Source organism: Arthrobacter sp. Y3223065 (assembly GCF_059090885.1).
Map to the genome: position 1 here is coordinate 39,128 of NZ_JBNHGC010000001.1, position 17,060 is coordinate 56,187.

Genomic DNA, 17,060 nt, shown 5'->3' on the forward strand with positions numbered 1-17,060 from the left:
ACTGCGTGCCTATAGTCGAGAGGCTGAGGTTTCTTCCCCCAAGCACAAGCCCTCGTCCTCGGCCTGAGGCACAAAGTAGTCATGATTCGATTCGATAACGTCACCAAGATCTACGACCAGAACTCTCGTCCGGCCTTGGACAAGATCAGTCTGGAGATCGACCGCGGCGACTTCGCGTTCTTGGTCGGCTCGTCCGGGTCCGGGAAATCCACGTTCATCCGCCTGGTCCTGAAAGAAGACCGCGCCACCCGTGGCTCGGTCTACGTCGCCGGCCAGAATGTGGCCAACATTCCCAGCTGGCGCGTGCCCAAGCTGCGCCGGGGCATCGGCGTCGTGTTCCAGGATTTCCGGCTGCTGCCCAACAAGACCGTCTTCGCCAACGTGGCGTTCGCCATGCAGGTGATCGGACGCAGCCGGGCGGTCATCCGCGAGACGGTGCCCGAGGTGCTCAAGACCGTGGGCCTGGAAGGCAAAGACCACCGCATGCCGCACGAGCTTTCCGGCGGCGAGCAGCAGCGCGTCGCCATCGCACGCGCCGTCGTGAACAAGCCCGGGATCCTGCTGGCCGACGAACCCACTGGCAACCTGGATCCGACCACCTCGTTGGGGATCATGAAGGTGCTGGACCGGATCAACCAGAACGGCACCACCGTGGTGATGGCCACGCACGACAACGTGATCGTGAACGAAATGCGCAAGCGCGTGATCGAGCTGCGCGACGGCGTCCTGGTCCGCGACCAGTCCGAAGGCATCTACCTGGGCGAACCGGAGGAGGCCAAATGAGACTGGCTTTTATCCTCGGCGAAATCGGTTCCGGCCTGCGCCGCAACCTGTCCATGGTGGTCTCCGTGGTGCTGGTGACCTTCATTTCGCTCAGCTTCGTGGGCGCGGCCGGCATGCTGCAGATGCAGATCAACCAGATGAAGGGCTACTGGTACGACAAGGTCCAGGTGGCCATCTTCCTGTGCGTTGACACCTCGACGACGGCAAGCTGCGCGGCCGGCCCCGTGACCGACGAGCAGCGTGCGGAAATCGAGGCCACGCTGACCAGTCCGGCCGTGGAACAGTACGTGGACACCTACCTGTACGAGTCGCAGGACGATGCGCTGGGCCACTTCCGCGACCAGTTCGCGAACTCCCCGATCGTGGACTCGGTGACGGCCGACCAGCTGCCGGAGTCCTTCCGCGTCTCGCTGGTGGATCCGCAGAAGTACGAGGTCATCAACGAGATCTTCTCCTCGCTGCCCGGCGTCGAAGTAGTGGTGGACCAGCGCGAGATCCTGGAAAAGGTCTTCAGCGTCATGAACATCGCCTCGCTCGTGGCGGTGGGCATCGCCGTCGTGATGATCGTCTGCGCCATCCTGCTGATCGCCACCACCATCAGGCTTTCCGCCTTCAGCCGCCGCCGGGAAACCGGCATCATGCGGCTGGTCGGCGCCTCCAAGGCCGTGATCCAGCTGCCCTTCGTGCTGGAAGGGGTGATCGCCGCCGTGCTCGGGGCACTGCTGGCCTCGGTCACCCTGTGGGCCGTGGCGCACTTCTTCATCGGCGACTGGCTGGCCAGCCAGTACCCCGACACGGCCTTCATTTCCTCCAGCACCATGCTGGTGATCGGTCCCGCGCTGGTGCTGCTGGGTGCCGTTCTGGCCGGAATATCGTCCCTTTTGACACTGCGCCGCTACCTTAAGGTCTAGACTCATGACACGTGCACAGAACTTGACATTGGGGAGCCAGGCTGTGAGCCGTACTAAGCCGCGGAAGAGATGTCTTCCGCAAGGGATTTTGAGTGCCGCCATGGCCGCCCTGCTCGCGTTCTCGCTGGGCTCCGCCGGCCCCGCCCAGGCAGACGACCTCGACGACCGCAAGGCCGCCCTCGACCAGGAAATCCAGCAGATTGAATCGTCGCTGGAGTTCCTCAACGCCGACATCATCGAGGCGGTCAAGGAACTGAAGCAGCACCAGAGCCGGCTGCCGGCGGCCCAGCAGAAGCTCGCCGAGGCAGAGGGCCGGGTGGACGCCGCCGCCAACAAGGTCGCCGCACTGGCCCAGCGCGTGGACCTTGCGCTGCAAACCAAGGACAAGATCAACCAGCAACTGGCCAGCGACGCCGCGGAGCTGAAAGAAACCAAGAAGGTCATCGGCCAGATCGCCACCCAGGCCTACAAGCAGGGCGGGGTGCCGTCCAACCTGTCGCTGTTCTTCGGTTCCGACGGCGACGCCGGCCTGGCCAGCACCATCGACTTGGCGGACCAGGCGCTGCGCAGCCAAAACGCGGCACTGGACAAGCTGGCCCAGCAGAACGCCACGAATGTGAACTCCCAGGCGCGGCTGGAAGCCGTGGAGGAGGAGATCCGGGACCTGAAGGCGCAAGCCGAGGAGGCACTGGCGGCCGAGCAGGTCGCCCGCGACGAGGCGGCCGCCGAAAAGCAGAAGGTCGACCAACTGATCGCCGAGACCTCGGCGCTTTCGGACAGCCTGCAGGCCAAGAAGCCGCAGATCGAGCAGGAGCTGGCCAAGACCGAGCAGGCCCAGAACCAGGTGCTCTCGCAGATCAAGGAGCGGCAGGAACGGCTCCGCCGCGAGGCGGCGGAGAGGGCCAGGCGCGAGGCCGAGGAGCGGCGCAAGGCCCAGGAAGCCTGGGAGCGGGAACAGGCGCGGATCAAGGCAGCACAGCAGGCGGCGCGCAACAGCGGCCAGCCGGTGCCGCAGCTGGTCCCGAGGGTGCCGCCGCCCCCTCCGGCCAGCCAGGCGCCGTCGTCCTTTGGATTGATCTCCCCGGTGAACGGGCCGATCACCTCCGGCTACGGCTGGCGGCCCACTCCGGCGGGCACGATGGACTTCTACGGCACCGGAGGCTACATGCACAGCGGGATCGACTACGGTTCCGCCTGCGGCACGCCGGTCTACGCACCGGCCGCCGGCACGGTGGCGCGCGCGGACAGCACGGTCTGGGGCGGCGGCAACAGCGTGACGATGAGCCACGGCGTGGTCGGCGGCAACGCGCTGGACACGAACTTCTACCACATGACCCGTTATGTGGTGTACGCCGGCCAGAGCGTCGGCCGGGGCCAGTTGATCGGCTACGTGGGCAGTACCGGCAACTCCACCGGTTGCCACCTGCACTTCGAAACCATCGTCAACGGCAGCTTCGTCAATCCGATGAACCTGCTCTAGGCGTCCGCCGCGGCACTTGGCGCGCTGCGGCACGCACCCAAATGCCGCGGCGCCGCTATAATGGAACGTTCCGACGACGAAGGAGTACCCCGTGCCCAGAGAAAGTGGCCGAAAGGTAGTGGCCACCAATCGAAAGGCCCGGCACGACTACCACATCATGGATACCTACGAGGCCGGCATGGCCTTGATGGGCACCGAGGTGAAGTCTCTGCGCGAGGGCCGTGCGTCGCTGGTGGACGGCTTCGCCATCTTCTACAACGATGAGTTGTACCTGGAATCCGTGTACATCCCGGAATACCTCAATGGGAGCTGGACCAACCATGCAGCCCGCCGCCGGCGGAAGCTGCTGCTGCACCGGGCCGAGCTGGAGAAGATCGCCCGGCAGACCCGGGAATCGGGCTACACCATCGTGCCGCTGCAGCTGTACTTCAACGACGGCCTGGCCAAGGTGGAGATCGGCGTCGGCCGTGGCAAAAAGGACTACGACAAGCGCCAGACGCTGCGCGAGAAGCAGGACAACCGCGAGGCCCTGCGCGCCATGCGGGAAAAGAACCGCGGGGCCTGAGGCACTGCCGCTACACCGCTGTCCCACGCCATGCGGCGCAGGGGAAACCCGGTGCGTGGCATCAGTCCGCCGTCAGGGACCGGCGCACCAAATCCAGCCACCCCGGTAGGCCGCCGCTGGCCAGCGCCTTCCGCTGGCGCTGCGCACCGTTTCCCTCCAGCCGCAGCCGTGCGGCCTGCTCGCGGACCCAGCCGCCGTCCCCGTGTTGCTCCAACGCCTCATCGATGTGGCGCAGCAACAGCTCGAGGACATCGAACGCGGGCCAGAGGGTGGCCGAATCCAGATGCACCAGTTTCTCCGACAACCCGAACCGGGCCGCCTGCCAGAGCGCCACGTCCAGATGTTCCGGATAGAAGTTGGTGACGGGGCGACCGGCGACGACGGCGGCCTGCTCGGTGGCGACCAGCGCCCGGACCAGCCCGGCCAGCAGCACGCTGTCGGCCGCGGTGAGCTGGCTGTCGGCGGCCCGGATCTCGATGGTGGGGTAGTGGTCTGCCAGTCTGGCCAGCCAGGAGAGGTGTCCGGGATCGGGTACCACCCCGGAGGCGTACAGCTGCCGCACGCGGACGCCGTAGTCGTGCAGGTCCGCGAAGAACGGCGGGCAGCCCTGGACCTGCCAGCGGCGGTACAGGATGGTGCGCCAGCTGGCGAAGCCACTGTCCGCGTGCCGCCAATACGGTGAGTTGGCGGCGACGGCGGTGAGCAGCGGGAGCCAGGGCCGCAGCCGGTTAAGGACCTGCAGCCGCACCTCCGGATCCGCCACTTCCACGTGGATGTGCATACCCGTCACGTACTGGTCGGCGATGAGGGCCGGGGCGCGCTCGGCAATGCTGCGGTACCTGGGGGTGTCGGTCACGGATGCCGGGCGCAGGTCGGCGTCGAAAATCACGCCGATGCCGGCCGCGGCCGACCCTGTTGCGGCGGCGCTGCGGGCCAGCTCGTGGCGGAAGTCCAGCAGGGCTTCTGCGGCCTCGGACAGCTGGCGGCACACCGGGGTCGAGGTTTCCACCTGGCAGTCGAGCAATTCGTAGCTGACCCATTCCGGGGCGGCTCCCAGGCGCAGGGCAGCCCGCACCGCCGGACCGGTCGTCACCGGAAAGGCAGTGCGGGGGTCCATCAAGAGGAATTCTTCTTCGATGCCGAACGTTGCCGGGGTGAGCGCCGGCGTCGGTGGCGTGCCTTGGGCTCGGCCCACAACCATGGTTCGAGGGTAAATCCCGCGACCGCACGCTGGCTACGCCGGAGCGGTGGGAATACATCGGTGCCGGCATGGGTTACACTGGGTGGTCCGGACAGGTAACTGCCCGGCACCAATGGTTATTTTGATAACTACATACGGGGATGACAGGTTTCGACGATGTTAGTCGCGCCAGGGGAAGCGGGCCGAGGATGCAGAGTTATCTCGGAAACGCTCTCTGCAAACCAATAAGTGCCGAATCTAAGCGCACTGACTTCGCTCTCGCTGCCTAAGTAGCATTGCAAGTCCGTCAGCCCGGGGTCGCTCTCGCCCCGGATGCTGGCGTCATTAAGAGGGCCACTGCTGAATACCTTCGCCGTTGGGGTATTCGGGACATTTAGACGGCTGGGCCCGGGTCAACCACCTGTTTGCGGGATGGTTGGGGCCAAGAAAACCCGAAGCAAACTGCGCCCGGAGAAGTCCTGGCAACACAACATCGGACGGGGGTTCAATTCCCCCCATCTCCACTGATTTGGCCCCGGTTCTCCGGGGCTTTTTCTTTGCCCTGCTACGGTAGGCGCCCCGGCAGGAGGACCCGAATCACCGGGAAACCGTTCCGGGTGCTCCGGTGGTCCCGGACGATCCATCGTCCACGAGCTGCCGGAAGTTTTTGGCGGCCGCAGCAACCGGTCTTTCCAAGGGGCCTTGTCCCAGCCACCGGCTCCAGATCAGGCCGAACGCCATGGCGACTGCAATATGGATGATGAACCACAGGACGGGTTCCTCGTAGTGCACCTCGAGGCTGAGCGCGAGCAGGTGCGCGGAGTAGAGGGTCAAGGTCATCGACCCCATCGCGGCGAGGGGTGTCAGCCAGCGTGCACCCGCCAGCTCGACCAGGAGGAACACACCGGTCACCATCAGGCCGATGCCGAGGCTGCTGGCGATCGCCAGCGGCGTGTTGGTGTGCGGTGTCGCAATGGCTAGCCACCACGAGGACGAATCCGGAATGGTCCCGAATCCCCACACGATCTCATGGTCCAGTTCTTCCCCCGACATCCCGCTGGCAGCCACCAACTGCTGAAAGCCTCCCATTGCATACAGCAGGAGTGCCGAGGCCACATTGGCCAGGATCGCCAGCCCGGCGCCGATCCCGGCGAGATAGCCTTGCACCTTGGGCTTTCGCAGATCCAGTCGTCCGATTCCCAGCCCGGTCAGGATGTAGCACATGTACATCAGTGCCGGATATGAGCCGGTCAGCAGTAGATCCGAGGCCACACCGGCCGGCTCGAAGAAAAGATGCTCCACCGTGGGGTTGAACGTCGACGATGTCGGAAGCATTGGATCCAGCTTCTGCAGCAGGATCGGTGAGACGATGCCGAAGGCCGCTGCACTGATGAACAATATTTTGGGCCGCAGATGGAGGAACGGAATGGCCAGCAGGAAGAACACGGAATAGTAGAGCAAAATGCCGTAGGCCGGGGGGTCCTCCTGCGGCATGAAAGCCCCGATCACCAGGGCTATGACTCCGATCAGGAGGGCCCGCACGAACAGTCCCAGGCGGTTCCCCGCCATCCTTCGCCCCGGGTGCGGTTTGTGCCCGCCGGTGGACAGGGCCAGGCCCACTCCGGCCAGGAGGGCGAACAGCGCAGCGGAGTCGCCGGAGAACAGAAGCCACGACAGTGTCGGCTCGTGGGTTTCCTCGTCCGCCGCTGGCAAGATGTGAATGGCGATGAGCCCGATGAGGGCCAGGCCGCGGGCCGCGTCGACGCCGATCAGCCGCCGCCTGTTCTGCATCGACTTAGCGTCTGCAGGACCAACGTCGCGTCCCTGCCTGTCCGGAATAGGGCCCATCTTCGTCCTTCTCTCTTTCGGTGTGTCCACCGCGGGGTGCTCGTGTCTTCCGCTCTTCGCAAAACGGTCGCAGATGGCCTCGAACAGCTGTTCCAGGCGTTCTCCCGGGCTGCCGGCGAACACCTCGGTCGCCGGCAAGGACGAGGAAACCACCGTCCCGGTTCACCGGCCTGTCGGGAGACGTCGGGGACACGGGCTGCGGTTGGCCGGCCTCTTAAAACCTCTTCGTCATTCGTTTCTCGTTCCCTTCCTCGTGGGGTGGACTGCGGCACCCTTCAGCGAGGCGCGCCTCCTGCGGGGTCCTACGGATCCAGTCCACCGTGGCGGGAGAGAAACACTCTGGCCCCGACCACCGGGATCCAGCCCCCGACCATCGGCACGACAGTGGCCTCGGTGCCGTTCACCGCTACCACCTCGGCCTCGACACGGGGCTCGAAGCAACCAGGCCGCCGGGGGCCGGGGACGGTTTCCCAGCCGGAGATAGCCACCACGTCCCCGACGATGACGTCGAGCCCCCGGATGATGGCGTGCCGCCCTTGGGAGGAGACGACGGTGCCGTGGGCGGCCGGGGCGGCCAGATCGTGGGCGGCGTGGTCCTCCTGGATGCGAGGCTCCGGCAGCAGATCAGTGGGGCCAGTCAGGCCAACGCCTTGCGGCCGATCGCCCCGCATGCATCCAGTACTCCACGACGAGGTAAGGAGTTGGACCCGTGCCCCAGGCTGGGATATTCCGTTCACCGTCGCCATCACGTTCACCCGTGCCCCTTGTCGGTGCGGACCGGCACCAGTCCGAGAGGACGAGGCCGACGGGTCCTGAACAGGACCCGCATCATCAGAATGGCAAAGGCACTTTGCGCTGGCGTTGCGTGATTCTCACAATTCTCTCAAGGAAGAGCGCGATGTAAGCAGTCATGAAAAACTGCCAGCCCTGCTGGTCAGGCTGATGGCCTAAGAACATGCGCAAAAAGCCGGCTACGATCCCCCGCCTCAAGGCGGTGTTCACGGTCACCCGGTGGCCCATACATCCGGAGACCAGGGCCGCCACACAGTGCTGATAGCGGACTCGCTCACGCGACGTGATGGCCGAGCACTACGCGTCCATCGAGGTGCTGAGCTTCTTCTCCGGACGCCGAGGAGCCCGTGGGCCTCGGCCGTGGGGGCCGGATCGTGGAGGAAATTGTGCGGGCTCAGGAACGCACGGAGCGGGGCAAGAGCAGCTCGAAGCTCGCTCCGCGGCCCACACCCGCGCTGTTGGCCTGGAGTCTCCCACCATGGGCCTCGACCAGTGCCTTGCTGATCGACAGTCCTAGGCCCGATCCAGGACCGGCCTCCCTCCCGGAACGGGCACGATAGAACCGGTCGAAGACATGGGGCAGATGTTCCGGCGGAATCCCGTCCCCGGTGTCGGTTACGGCGATTGTCACCGCGTCCGGGGCGTAGTCGGTGTGCACCGTAATCTTCCCTTTAGCAGGGGTATGGCGCAGTGCATTAACCAGCAGATTGCCCAGCACTTGGCCGATTCGCTCCCGGTCCATAAGCACTGACCCTGTGTCCAGTCCGGACGTGGTGGTGCTGAGCGTGATGTCCTTGGCCGCGGCTTCCTGCTGTACCGAGGCGATCGCCTCGGCGACCACCTCCGCTGGATACTGCGCAGCCAATTGGAGATGCACGAGACCTTGTTCGGCCTGGGCCAGCAGCCGGATGTCACCGGCCAATCGTTCGAGCCGGCCAGTTTGGGAGTACAGGATGCGGGTAGTCTCCTCATCCATCTCCAGCACCCCGTCTTCAACCGCCTCCACATGAGCCTTGATGCTGGCCAGCGGGGTACGCATCTCATGAGCCAGATCGGCCAGCATCTGGCGCCGCGTAGTGTCCACCGCCGAAAGCCGGGCGGCCATATCACTGAACGAGGACGCAAGGGTATCGAACTCCGGGCCCAATCCCGGCGATGTGAGTTGGACCTGGTAGTCGCCCGAGGCCACCCGCTCGGCGGCAGAGCTGAACGCCGTCAGCGATCGGCCAATCGTCCGGTAGAGGTAGAAGCTGAACAATACAGCGACAAAAAGGGCCGGTAGCCCCCCGACGATCACGGCACCGAAGCTGACCTTTCGGAAGGCGTCCTGCAGGATTTCCTCACCCACGAGCGCCGCTTCCTCGGCATGGCCGGACACCGCCAGCTCGTGTGAGAACATCGACGGGCCGAACCACGAAACCGTCGCGAGCGTGACGACCAACCCCACCAGCAGCACCAAGGCCTGCGCCAACATCAACCTCAGCGTCAGCGGTTGCCAGGAAGTCACAGTAGGCGTGGAAGCGCTCGTCATCGTCCATCTCCGATCCGGTACCCGACCCCGCGGGCCGTATGGATGAACCGGGGAGCGGCGGGAGGATCGCTGAGCTTCTTGCGGATCCGCCCGATGTGGACGTCCACGAGGTGCTCGTCCCCGTTCCACTCTGCGTTCCAGATCATGTCGACCAGCTGCCGACGGCTGAGCACCTGCCCGGGATGCTCCACCAGGGCGGTTAGCAAATCGAACTCGATCCGAGTGAACGGCACCGATTCTCCGTCCACGCAGACTTGGCGAGCGGCACGGTCTACCACAAGGTCCCCGATTGTCACGGTCCGGTCGCCCAACGTTGGCTCGGCTCTGGGTGCCGCGTCGAGTTGGTGGATCCGGCGCAACCTCGCCTGTACCCGGGCCAGTAGTTCACGTTGGCTGAACGGTTTTGTCATATAGTCATCGGCCCCGACCGACAGTCCCATGACCTTATCCAACTCGTCGTCACGGGCCGTGAGCATCAATACGTGGCAGTCCGAGAACATACGCACTTGCCGACAGACCTCGATACCGTCCAGCCCCGGCAGGCCCAAGTCCAGTACCAGAACATCCGGAGTGAAAGCCCGCACCGCGTCCACTGCCTTCGCCCCGTCGTGGCACACTGACACCTCCAGCCCGAACGTGCGCAGGTACTTTTCCACTACGCGGGCTAAAGTCACCTCATCATCGACCACCAGCACACGGCCTGCTCGAACTGCAGACATAAAAACTCCTTTAGGTGCAGGAGGCCCCGTAGCTGCTCAGGCGAGAGAACCGCATCGTTGCCGCTCCGCGTATACAACCATTCTGCTGGATGGCACGCTCGGTCTCTACCTCGTTCCAAACCTAAACTTAACGGTCTACCGACCCTGACCACGAAAGCACGGACCCAGATCGACTTGGCGGTGATTGGTTCCGGCGTTGAGGCCTTTGCGGCTGGATCCCGCGCTAGTTCGACCGCATCGGCGGGACATTCCGCTATTCGTCAGAGACGCTTACCAGAGCCCAACCGACCCAGCCCGGGTGCTTCCGCACTTCCAAGGTGCACAGTGGAGAAGTCGACGTGGCACGTACTTGGAGCCGCCAAAACTCGATGTCGATGATGTGGCCCTGACCGCGCCGCGCCGACAGGGCTGACTCCCACCAGTTCCACCGGCTGTACCAGTGCAACGGTTCCGCCGTTACCGGCCAGAGCCGGCCGCGCCAGCGTACCGCCAGTGTCACTCCCTTCGGGGTGAACCGGAGTTCGACCGGATCATTAAGCGTCCGCGGCCTGTCTGTTGCTGTACCGCCGTCATCGCTTGCGGTCCTGTCTCCCAAAGCCGTCTTCCGCACCTGATCGTTCCGTCGCCGCACAGCGGACGCCCACACCCACGTCACCCTCCGAACCCCGGCATCGAACCAGGTGACCTGCACCTTCCTCGATGTCCACCCGAACGCCTCTCCGGCGATTAGCTCGGCTGCTTTCGGGAACCGTACCCATGCCCACACAGGCACACCGGGCACAACTCGGGTTACCTTGCAGTGCTCAAAATCGAGTTCGTCCCTTGTCAGCGACACCGGCTCGGCTCGGCTGGCGTAGCGAGCGCGACTCTCGCAAGCGCGCCCGATCCACCCATCAAAACTGAGCCACCGGCGGCATTGGCGCGGGATGTGACCCACAAACCATTCGGCCGATGCCGCTTTGCGTTGTGGGCAGGCGTGAAGTGCGCGCGTAGGCGGTGTGGATGGAGTCTCGCGTTAGGGCGCGAAAGGCCCCTTTGCTTGTTTGTTAGCTACAACGTGAGCGCGGCGTGAGTCCGTCGAGAACCAAGGTGACCAGGGTCTGCACCGCTTCCGGCGAGGGGAGAGAGTTTGCGGCGTTGAGAGCATTCAAGACGTAAGTGGCCAGTTCGGCGGGGGGTGCGTCGGTGCGAATAGAGCCGGAATCTGCTGCTGCCGCAAGGAGTTCCTGGATGAACTGCTGCAGGTGCAGCTGCGCCTGGGATGTGTAGGCAGCTTGATGCAGGAAGGCCGGCACCTCGCCTTGTCCGCGGTGATGGTGCATGAGTGCATAGGCCTGCAGGACTGCCTCGAGTTCGGCGCGGGGCCCTGCGGTCTGCGCCCGTACTGCCTCCAAGTGCGCCAGGTGTTCTCCGATCAGGCGGTGATGCCAGGCCTGGAGGAGAGATTCCATGTCGGGGAAATACTTGTAGAGCGTGGCGCGCCCGATCCCGGCCTGCGCCGCGACTTTGGTCATCGTCACCGCGGGAAAACCCGCCGCTGCCACCAAATTGGACACAGCATTGAGGGCTGCTTCGCGCACCGCTTGTCGGTGTTCTTCAATGGTGTCGTTCCAGATCCGGGGCATGGCCTTACTATACGCAACGACGAACCATCGACATCGTGTTCTTATCTGTACACTGTGTATTGAAAAATTACTTGACCGATGTGAGAGGCCTCCGATGACTGACCCTGCTGATATGCCCCGAAATCCGCAAAAGAATCCGTCTAGGCCGGGTATGCCCCGCTGGGTGAAGGTCTTTGTCCTGATTGTTGTGGCGCTGGTGCTGGTGTTACTGGTCGCGCAGTTGCTGGGTGTTGAGCACGGCCCCGGAATGCATGGCGCAACCGGGGCCACATTTTGGTTCGCTAGTGAAGGTCTGCGGTCCTGAGGGTGATGCCGCAGCGGCTGCGCAAAGCCTCCCTGATCGCCCATGTGGCTTGCTCAGTGGGCTGGATTGGTGCTGTCGCAGCATTCCTAGTCCTGGCAGTGGCGGGGATGACCGCGGTCGACGAACGGACGATCCGGGCGATGTACACTTCGATGGAGGTCATCGGTTGGTACGCGCTTGTACCTCTGAGCATCGCATCACTTGTCACGGGGGTCCTGCTGGCATTGGGAACGGCATGGGGTCTGGTCCGCCACTACTGGGTGCTGGTAAAGCTGCTCATCACCGTCGTCGCGACGGGAGTCCTGCTGTTGTACATGAAAACGCTCTCGCTGTTGGCTGACGCTGCCAACGATCTGTCCCTTTCCGTAAGCGAAGGCGAGACTTTGCCCAGTTTCTCGCCTGTTTTACACGCGGTAGCGGCGTTGGTTGTTCTTCTCGTCGCGCTGGCCCTGTCTATCTATAAGCCCAAGGGCAGCACAGGCTTTGGGTGCACGCGCACACCCTGAAGGTTTGCACAGGAGAGCTGGTCGGCCGCCCCCGCCAGCTCGCCTCTGAAGGGGCAAGCCGGCGGAGGCTGCTAAGGATAACCCGACGCCAACGACCACCCGCCGCCGGTTGTTCGGAGCTGTTGGGTCGCTCAGCCCGGGCACGTACCCAAGTACCCAGGGACCAGGGGCAGGATGCAGGGGGAAATGAAGGAAACGACCCCTGCGATCATCGCCAAGGGCATCGCGACCAGCAGAGCCCCGGACTGCACCATCTCCGCGAAATAGGTACCGATGGTCAACGGCACCCCTTTGAACGGATGAAGCCGCGAATCATTCAGCCGCCTCAGTATCCAGCTCGTACCGGAATGTCAGCGCACGGGAACTGTCTTTGGAGAGGTGTTCCCCCACGGGGGTCCAGCCCAGCCGCCTGTAGAAGGCTTCCGGCCCGCCTGAACCGGTCATGACGACCAGTTCAGCCCGAAGGGCTCCAGCTGCCCGGACTTGATCAAGGAACCGGTCGGTCAGATCCTTTCCGGCGCCGCGGCCCCGGGCTTCGGGAGCCACAGCGATAGCCGTTATGACGGCGATTCCTTGCCGGTCCATTGCCCCGTTTAGGCCGTCACCCTCTTGATCAGACCCGACTTCCGCCGCGGCCGGCGGCCGGAATAGCCGGCGGCTATAGGCCATTGCCCGTGTGCGCAGGAAATGTGCGGCTAATCGGGGACGGACACACAGAGCAGCTGCGCCGGCTATTCCTAGCCGGAAGCGGTTTCTCCGGACAACGTCGTCAACGTGGCGTACTTGGTCTGATGATCCGATGAGGAAACCAACCGGTGTCGGCACACTTCCAGGGGAGGTGAGCTCCGCCATGAGTGCTATTCCGAACGGAGAATCAAGAAACGTCGTATGCCAGTGGCGGACAAATCGTTTGCCCAGCCGCGGGAGAAGGCCATGCGGCAGGAAAGAGCACTGCCAAGCAGCCATCCGCTCCAGGTCGTCGCAGGTCGCGGGGCGGACTACGACACGGGATGGATCCGGTACGATCACGGGCACCTCTTGGAAGGGGCGGAAAGAGTGTCGGAGCGCACCCAGGCTAGGCACGGAGCCGAGCACCATCCGGGTCAGTCCAATACTTCAAACGTCGTTCCGCCGTCCCATGAATATTCCACACCGGACGTCGTGGCGACCCAGACACTAGCCCGTCCGCCGTCGCCCATCGCTGCTGCGATGGCGGCCGGCTGCCCTGCCACAGCTCCACCCGTCGGTCGCCAGGATTTCCCTGCATCGTCGCTCACCTGAACGGTGCCGTCGGGAGCTACTCCGACCGCTGTGGCGTCGTCGGCAAAGGTCGTGACGAGCAGGACAGGCGCATCGGCGGGCAACTCCCAGGTCCGACCCGCGTCATCTGATCGGTGGACTCCCTGCTCAGTTGTTGCCAGGACTACCGGACTCACGGGTGTGCCGGAGAGGTTGTAGGGCTGGATGTCGGTTTCTACTGTTGCCCATGTTTCGAGGTCACCCGTACGCCGAACCTGGCCGTCGAAGCCGACGATTCCGTCTCTAGTGACGGTTAGGGCGTGGAAATCTGATTCACCTTGAAGGGAGAGCGGCTCCCAAGTCTCCCCGCCGTCGGTTGAATGGATCAGGCCCAGAGGATCGGGCATGTCGGTTCCCATCCCGGGGTGGCCGGAGGCGTAGAAGTGGTCTTCACCGGCAGGAGCAAACCCCATCAGGTCGATAGTGGGCCCGATTTTTACGGGCGCACCCGAGGTCACGTCGTAAAGACCCTCGTGGGCCGCGAGCAGGATCTGCCCGGTGTCGGCGTCAACGTGCATCCCGTGCACATGACTAATGGTTTTGGTGCCGCTGGGTTGGCCTGCGTTTGGCGAGGCTGCCGGTTGTGGTGCGCAGGCTGCGACGGCCATGGCCAGGGGGAGGGCGGCTGCTGCGAGCGTGGCCAGGCGGGCACGGGCGGTGAAGGTCTTGGGGGACATTGCTGTGAGGCTCCAAACGGAAAAAGAAGGACAGAAGAAGAAAAGGCGAGCGTCGCCGGGCACGCCGGGGTTCGGCGATGCCCGGCAACTGGTTCCGGTTGGGTTAGAGGCCGGCGAGAAGCTTATTCATCTTCTCGATTTCCTCTCCTTGGTCGGCAACCACAGTCTTCGCCAGTTCGACGGCCTCGGGGTTGGCGCCTTGGGCGACTTCGTCTTCTGCCATGGAGATCGCCCCTTCGTGATGGGCGATCATCTGAGCCAGGAACAGCCGGGCTGCCTCATCGCCTTCCGCGGCCTTTAGCTGGGCAAGATCCTCGTCGCTCATCATCCCGTCCATCTCGTGGTCCCCGGACATTTCCGCCGGTTCGCCCCAAGCATGAAGCCAGGAGTTCATCTTCTCAATCTCGGGACCTTGGGCGGCTTTGATGTCTTCGGCGAGCTGGACAATTTCCGGGTCGAGTCCGTCCTTGACGAGCATGATGTCGCTCATCTCCACGGCCTGCTCGTGGTGAGGGATCATCATTTGGGCGAACATGGCGTCCGCACTGTTGTGGTGGGCGCCGGCATCGGATGCTGCCGGGGTTTGGGACATGTTGCCGTGGTCCATGCCGGGCATGGCACCTTCAGTCTCCGAGCCGTTGTCCATGCCGCAGCCGGCGAGGAAGAGGGCAGCGGCAGCGGCGGTTGCCGATATGGCGGTATAGCGCTTCACGGGAGTTTCCTTCTCAATAGTCGTTCAATGGTGGCTATCGCGTGCACACCGCGGAGAGCCCGCAAGGCATGCCTGAGGGACCCTTCCACATGGAAGGGCTGCCGGTTTTAGGTCCGGCTGATAGAGAGTTGAACGAGCGAAGGAGCCCGGGACAGCACATGGTGTGCAACTGCCATGCACGGCGGTGCGCGTAGGCCATGCCTTGCTTTGAGACGCAGCTGCTTCGGGATGAAGAGAAGACTGAAGAGGCCGGTGATCATCAGTACGCACATCGCGGTCATGACGTCGTGCCCGGAGCCGCAGGACCCGGCGCACGCAGCGAGGTGCATTCCGCCCACGGCCCCGAGTGAGGACGCGGCGGCATCGTGGTGATGTGTTTGATGCGAGGGGTGGCCGGCTGAGAGTTCCTCAGCAGCCACCGTCTGGACGGGCGCGGCCTGGGCCGGGCCGAGATGGGAAAGACTCAGCGTGTGCATGCCGAGGATGCCCAAGATGATCGCTGCCAGCCCCAGGGACAGAAGCACCGGACGGCGGATGGGCAGGAGCAGGGCGAGCATGCGGAACATCATGCGTACCTGCCCTTCGTGCTTCATTTCTGTATTCCAACCGTAGCCCGATGTCCCCCGGTTCCGCGAACCCGGGACTGACCTTGGCGCTCCCGGGCGCGGGGTTACCGGAGGGTTGCCGGGCCGAGGTTGATGCGTCGCAGTAGCTGGGCGTTAAGCGCCACGACGGACATCAGAATCGCCGCGACGGCCGGAGAAATGCTCACGCCGGCAAGGCCAGCACGCCGGCCGCCAACGGGACGGCGATGGTGTTGTAGCCGGTGGCCCAGATGAGGTTCTGGATCATCCTGCGGTAGCTGGCACGGGACAGCTCAACCATGGAGAGCCCAGTGCGCGGGTCGTTGCTGGCCAGCACCACGCCGGCTGATTCCATCGCGATATCTGTGCCGGCGCCGATGGCGATGCCGACGTCTGCTTTGGCCAGCGGCAGGTCGCGGTTGGATGTGCCACACATAGTGATCTCCTCCTCAAGACGGTTCCGAGATGCTGCATGGTGCCGAGTGCTTCCTGCAGGAAGCCCTCGAGCCGAGCCATCGTGTGGACCTTCAGAGCGTAGGGACCAGAGCGGTCAGACGCAGGTTTCCGGTGACGTCAAATTATACCCTGAGGGGGTATAAGTCCATTCGAGAGGGGTGGTAGTTCCGGGCAGCCTCCGTCACCCGCCCTACAACAGCGCCTGAGCTCCTTATTGAAAACCCTTTCCGGGGGCTGGTGCGGAAGGTGCCAGCCCATTCCGTGTTCAATACGCTTGCCGTGGCCGAACATGACCGTCGCGGTGCGCCTTTTTATTTCAGGAGTGCTTCCGGTAACTCAGTATCCGTACGGGTAGGGCTGATGGTAGCCAGCATCCAATAGCAAGGCTACGGTGGCTTAAATGGCGGCCGGCACCCGTTGGCCTGCAACCCGATGAACAGGATCAGGATCATGACGCACATCAGTTCGATGCTCGATACTTATCCCAAGGACCTGGGCGGCGTGGACCGCCAGAAACTCGCGGAGTGCATTGCCGCCTGCTTCGAATGCGCGCAAACGTGCACCGCGTGCGCCGACGCGTGCCTGTCGGAGGACATGGTTGCCGACCTTGCCAAGTGCATCCGCACGAATCTGGACTGCGCCGACATCTGCGCAGCCACTGGCCGCGTCCTCTCGCGCCACACTGGCTACGACGCCAACATCACCAGGGCACTGCTGGAGGCCTGCCGCACTGCCTGCAAGGCCTGCGCTGACGAATGCGGGCAGCACGAGGAGATGCACGAACACTGTAAGGTTTGCGCAGAAGTCTGCCGCCGCTGCGAAAAAGCCTGCGACGAACTCCTGTCGTCCCTCGGACGCGGAGCCTCCGAATAGGAAGGAACCGGCCGGGAGCCTGCTGCCCCTCCCTGTCATCGAGGACGGGGCGGCGCGCAGCTGGATAACTCCCCGGGTGCCGAATGGTTCCTGTCCAGCCCAGATGAGATCAAGGAAATTGTGGAAGTATACGGTTCAGGTCTCGAACAGTGAGAGCGGTGTGGGGCCGCTTAATCCGCCGATTGCACCGGAACGGGAGGACATAACGCTGTCAG

At 64.0% G+C, this 17,060-nt stretch carries 16 protein-coding genes, 1 other RNA gene and 2 pseudogenes; 7 read left to right on the plus strand and 12 right to left on the minus strand.

Annotated features, from left to right (window positions below; all coding sequences use genetic code 11):
* Positions 1–81: 81 nt before the first annotated feature.
* The 4 genes from ftsE (at position 82) to smpB (ending at position 3,739) form a co-directional block, all read left to right on the plus strand.
* Positions 82–783: a cell division ATP-binding protein FtsE gene (ftsE, locus tag AC5RUK_RS00190; protein ID WP_493979073.1), complete on the plus strand. Its 702-nt coding sequence runs from the start codon at positions 82–84 to the stop codon at positions 781–783.
* Complete coding sequence (gene ftsX / locus AC5RUK_RS00195; protein ID WP_493989193.1) at positions 780–1,694, plus strand: permease-like cell division protein FtsX; 915 nt, start codon at positions 780–782, stop codon at positions 1,692–1,694. The genes ftsE and ftsX overlap by 4 nt, the downstream gene beginning before the upstream one ends.
* 100 nt (positions 1,695–1,794) lie before the next feature.
* Complete coding sequence (locus tag AC5RUK_RS00200; RefSeq protein WP_494151048.1) at positions 1,795–3,174, plus strand: peptidoglycan DD-metalloendopeptidase family protein; 1,380 nt, start codon at positions 1,795–1,797, stop codon at positions 3,172–3,174.
* Between the two features lie 91 nt (positions 3,175–3,265).
* Positions 3,266–3,739: an SsrA-binding protein SmpB gene (smpB, locus tag AC5RUK_RS00205; RefSeq protein ID WP_127511404.1), complete on the plus strand. Its 474-nt coding sequence runs from the start codon at positions 3,266–3,268 to the stop codon at positions 3,737–3,739.
* A 61-nt stretch (positions 3,740–3,800) separates the two neighbouring features.
* Here the strand turns inward: smpB and AC5RUK_RS00210 are convergent, their stop codons facing one another.
* On the minus strand, positions 3,801–4,940 hold the full coding sequence (locus AC5RUK_RS00210; protein WP_494151049.1) for a carboxylate-amine ligase: 1,140 nt from the start codon (positions 4,938–4,940) through the stop codon (positions 3,801–3,803).
* Between the two features lie 136 nt (positions 4,941–5,076).
* Between AC5RUK_RS00210 and ssrA the strand changes: the two genes are divergently transcribed.
* Positions 5,077–5,446: a transfer-messenger RNA gene (gene ssrA / locus AC5RUK_RS00215) on the plus strand.
* Between the two features lie 70 nt (positions 5,447–5,516).
* On the opposite strand, the gene AC5RUK_RS00220 is transcribed toward ssrA, so the two are convergent.
* From AC5RUK_RS00220 to AC5RUK_RS00240, 5 genes are all read right to left on the minus strand, one after another.
* Entirely contained in the window at positions 5,517–6,710 is a 1,194-nt protein-coding gene (locus AC5RUK_RS00220) for a heparan-alpha-glucosaminide N-acetyltransferase domain-containing protein (protein WP_494151050.1), read from the minus strand.
* A 359-nt stretch (positions 6,711–7,069) separates the two neighbouring features.
* A complete protein-coding gene (locus tag AC5RUK_RS00225; protein WP_494151051.1) occupies positions 7,070–7,438 on the minus strand; it encodes a hypothetical protein in 369 nt (122 codons plus the stop codon).
* Between the two features lie 515 nt (positions 7,439–7,953).
* Positions 7,954–9,066: a sensor histidine kinase gene (locus AC5RUK_RS00230; RefSeq protein WP_494151052.1), complete on the minus strand. Its 1,113-nt coding sequence runs from the start codon at positions 9,064–9,066 to the stop codon at positions 7,954–7,956.
* 20 nt (positions 9,067–9,086) lie between these two features.
* Complete coding sequence (locus AC5RUK_RS00235; RefSeq protein WP_494151053.1) at positions 9,087–9,809, minus strand: response regulator; 723 nt, start codon at positions 9,807–9,809, stop codon at positions 9,087–9,089.
* Between the two features lie 1,046 nt (positions 9,810–10,855).
* The gene (locus tag AC5RUK_RS00240; protein WP_494151054.1) at positions 10,856–11,434 is read right to left on the minus strand and encodes a TetR/AcrR family transcriptional regulator; all 579 of its coding nucleotides are present in this window, start codon (positions 11,432–11,434) and stop codon (positions 10,856–10,858) included.
* A 309-nt stretch (positions 11,435–11,743) separates the two neighbouring features.
* Between AC5RUK_RS00240 and AC5RUK_RS00245 the strand changes: the two genes are divergently transcribed.
* Positions 11,744–12,244 carry a DUF2269 domain-containing protein gene (locus tag AC5RUK_RS00245; protein WP_494151055.1) on the plus strand — a complete coding sequence of 167 codons (501 nt, stop codon included), beginning with the start codon at positions 11,744–11,746 and terminating at the stop codon, positions 12,242–12,244.
* A 54-nt stretch (positions 12,245–12,298) separates the two neighbouring features.
* On the opposite strand, the pseudogene AC5RUK_RS00250 reads toward AC5RUK_RS00245, so the two are convergent.
* From AC5RUK_RS00250 to AC5RUK_RS00275, 6 genes and pseudogenes are all read right to left on the minus strand, one after another.
* Positions 12,299–12,498, minus strand: a pseudogene (locus AC5RUK_RS00250) (cytochrome c biogenesis CcdA family protein); the annotation flags it as partial.
* A gap of 58 nt (positions 12,499–12,556) precedes the next feature.
* On the minus strand, positions 12,557–13,342 hold the full coding sequence (locus AC5RUK_RS00255) for a GNAT family N-acetyltransferase (protein ID WP_494151056.1): 786 nt from the start codon (positions 13,340–13,342) through the stop codon (positions 12,557–12,559).
* 5 nt (positions 13,343–13,347) lie between these two features.
* The gene (locus AC5RUK_RS00260; protein ID WP_494151057.1) at positions 13,348–14,220 is read right to left on the minus strand and encodes a F510_1955 family glycosylhydrolase; all 873 of its coding nucleotides are present in this window, start codon (positions 14,218–14,220) and stop codon (positions 13,348–13,350) included.
* Positions 14,221–14,323: 103 nt separating this feature from the next.
* The gene (locus AC5RUK_RS00265) at positions 14,324–14,932 is read right to left on the minus strand and encodes a DUF305 domain-containing protein (RefSeq protein WP_494151058.1); all 609 of its coding nucleotides are present in this window, start codon (positions 14,930–14,932) and stop codon (positions 14,324–14,326) included.
* A gap of 107 nt (positions 14,933–15,039) precedes the next feature.
* Positions 15,040–15,525, minus strand: a complete 486-nt coding sequence (locus AC5RUK_RS00270) for a DUF6153 family protein (RefSeq protein ID WP_494151059.1) — start codon at positions 15,523–15,525, stop codon at positions 15,040–15,042.
* A 77-nt stretch (positions 15,526–15,602) separates the two neighbouring features.
* Positions 15,603–15,931, minus strand: a pseudogene (locus AC5RUK_RS00275) (heavy metal translocating P-type ATPase); the annotation flags it as partial.
* Positions 15,932–16,422: 491 nt separating this feature from the next.
* On the opposite strand from AC5RUK_RS00275, the gene AC5RUK_RS00280 reads away from it, so the two are divergent.
* Complete coding sequence (locus AC5RUK_RS00280) at positions 16,423–16,845, plus strand: four-helix bundle copper-binding protein (protein ID WP_494151060.1); 423 nt, start codon at positions 16,423–16,425, stop codon at positions 16,843–16,845.
* Positions 16,846–17,060: the final 215 nt, after the last annotated feature.

What these genes read in the sequence shown, in the direction of transcription:
- ftsE (WP_493979073.1), top strand. Translation starts at nt 82, where the DNA reads ATGATTCGATTCGATAACGTCACCAAGATCTACGACCAGAACTCTCGT.
- ftsX (WP_493989193.1), top strand. Translation starts at nt 780, where the DNA reads ATGAGACTGGCTTTTATCCTCGGCGAAATCGGTTCCGGCCTGCGCCGC.
- AC5RUK_RS00200 (WP_494151048.1), top strand. Translation starts at nt 1,795, where the DNA reads ATGGCCGCCCTGCTCGCGTTCTCGCTGGGCTCCGCCGGCCCCGCCCAG.
- AC5RUK_RS00210 (WP_494151049.1), bottom strand. Translation starts at nt 4,940, where the DNA reads ATGGTTGTGGGCCGAGCCCAAGGCACGCCACCGACGCCGGCGCTCACC.
- AC5RUK_RS00220 (WP_494151050.1), bottom strand. Translation starts at nt 6,710, where the DNA reads ATGCAGAACAGGCGGCGGCTGATCGGCGTCGACGCGGCCCGCGGCCTG.
- AC5RUK_RS00225 (WP_494151051.1), bottom strand. Translation starts at nt 7,438, where the DNA reads ATGCGGGGCGATCGGCCGCAAGGCGTTGGCCTGACTGGCCCCACTGAT.
- AC5RUK_RS00235 (WP_494151053.1), bottom strand. Translation starts at nt 9,809, where the DNA reads ATGTCTGCAGTTCGAGCAGGCCGTGTGCTGGTGGTCGATGATGAGGTG.
- AC5RUK_RS00240 (WP_494151054.1), bottom strand. Translation starts at nt 11,434, where the DNA reads ATGCCCCGGATCTGGAACGACACCATTGAAGAACACCGACAAGCGGTG.
- AC5RUK_RS00245 (WP_494151055.1), top strand. Translation starts at nt 11,744, where the DNA reads ATGCCGCAGCGGCTGCGCAAAGCCTCCCTGATCGCCCATGTGGCTTGC.
- AC5RUK_RS00255 (WP_494151056.1), bottom strand. Translation starts at nt 13,342, where the DNA reads ATGGTGCTCGGCTCCGTGCCTAGCCTGGGTGCGCTCCGACACTCTTTC.
- AC5RUK_RS00260 (WP_494151057.1), bottom strand. Translation starts at nt 14,220, where the DNA reads ATGTCCCCCAAGACCTTCACCGCCCGTGCCCGCCTGGCCACGCTCGCA.
- AC5RUK_RS00270 (WP_494151059.1), bottom strand. Translation starts at nt 15,525, where the DNA reads ATGAAGCACGAAGGGCAGGTACGCATGATGTTCCGCATGCTCGCCCTG.
- AC5RUK_RS00280 (WP_494151060.1), top strand. Translation starts at nt 16,423, where the DNA reads ATGACGCACATCAGTTCGATGCTCGATACTTATCCCAAGGACCTGGGC.